Raw genomic sequence first — 1,711 nt, 5'->3', positions numbered from 1 at the left:
TGTCGCCAGCCTGGAGACCTGCGGCGGCATACGCCTGATCCGCCTGGAGGAAGAAGGACTCAGGCAACTCTACCTGCAGTATTTCAACCTGGAGTTTGCCACTATACCCGAGCAGTTCCAGCGCAGCATCTACAGCCACCACCAGTCCCCGCGTGTAGGGGAGAAGGGCCTGCGGGTGCTGAGCCTGACGGGCCAGGGCGCTCAGCTGGAGGATGCCGTGCGCAACGGCTATGGGGTGCATGTGCCTATGATCTACCCCCTGGCACAAGCCCTGCAGGTTCCGCATATCCTCAGCCAGAGCATACTCATTGAGGATACCGAGGCCTGCCTGAGCCAGCTGGACCGGGAAAAAAAGATCAACAGCTCCCTGCATGTGCTGGCCAGCCAGGACAATAAGATCAAGGCCCTGGAGATCGATGCCTTTACGGCTGAGGTCCGGGCCGACAACCGGCAACTGGTCTCTCTGAACCTGAGTCTGATCCTCTTTGACAGCAGCGATAAGCAACTCCAGCTGCAGCTGGAAAAAGCCATTACGGCCTTTCGTCAGGTAAACGGCTGCGAATGCCTTGTAGAGTCCTATGACGCTGCCGCGCTGTTCTTTGCCAATGCCCCGGGCAACGCAGCCCAGAACTATCGCTGGTTGCTGATGCCGGCCCAGTATGCGGTAACTTTTTCCCATTTTACCACCACCAGGAGCAGTAGCCGGGAAGGCGAGCTGCTGTGTGACCGCTACCGCAACCCCTTGCGCGTGCAGCTGTTCAACACCCGCCTGAATAACCAGAACTGCCTGGTAATCGGCCCATCGGGATCGGGCAAGTCCTACACCATGGGTAATTTCATGTGCCAGCGCTTTGAGCGGGGCGAACGGCAAATCATCATCGATGTTGGAGGAACCTACAAGAACGTGATCGAAAGCCTGGTGGGGCTGGATGCCTATTTTGAATATGATCTTGAGCGGCCCCTCTCCTTTAACCCCTTCCTGATCGACCGGCAGGGGAGCAGCTGGTGCCTTTCGGCGGATAAGCTGAACTTCCTGACCGCCCTGCTGGCGCTGCTCTGGAAAGGAGCGGGGGGCAAGGGCGGCAAGGGGCTGCTGAGTCCGGCCGAACGGGCCATCCTGCTGCGGCATATTACCGCTTACTATGAGTTCCTGAACGGGGAAAAGCAACAGCATCGCCTGCCCTCTCTGTCGGGCTTTTACCACTGGTTCAAGTGCCACCACCGCACCAACCTGGACCAGGAAGAGTACCGCAATGAGATGCAGTTTTTCAATGTCGCCCAGTTTATGGTCGTGCTGAAGCCTTTTGTGGAAGGAGAGTATCGCCAGGTGCTGAATGCCCCCAGCGAGCTGGATATTTCAGACTATCCGCTGGTATGCTTTGATATGGCCCGCATTAAGGCTGATCCGGGCATTTACCCGCTGGTATCCATGCTGATCACCGAGCTGGCACTGGACCAGGTGCGCAGGTTCCCGGATGACCGTAAGTATATCTACATGGACGAGGCCTGGGCCATGCTTTCCGATGCCATGGGCGAATGGGTGGAAAGCATGTTCCGCACCATCCGCAAAAACAACGGCTCCATGTGCATCATCACCCAGGGCATTGACGAGATCGTCGGATCCCCGGTAGGGCCGGCTATCCTGCAGAATGCCCAGACACAGCTGATCCTGAACCATACCGACCAGAGCCAGGTAGCCAAAATGGCGATT

The 1,711-nt window shown here is 57.6% G+C and carries 1 protein-coding gene; it reads left to right on the top strand.

Going from position 1 to position 1,711, the window contains the following annotated elements; translation table 11 throughout:
* Positions 1 to 1,711, top strand: a 1,711-nt coding sequence (locus tag ADICEAN_RS22465; RefSeq protein ID WP_040398694.1) for a VirB4 family type IV secretion system protein, incomplete at both ends; no start/stop codon positions are given.

The sequence above is a fragment of the Cesiribacter andamanensis AMV16 genome (assembly GCF_000348925.1).
GTDB lineage: Bacteria > Bacteroidota > Bacteroidia > Cytophagales > Cyclobacteriaceae > Cesiribacter > Cesiribacter andamanensis.
This window is presented reverse-complemented; position numbering and strand designations above follow the sequence as displayed.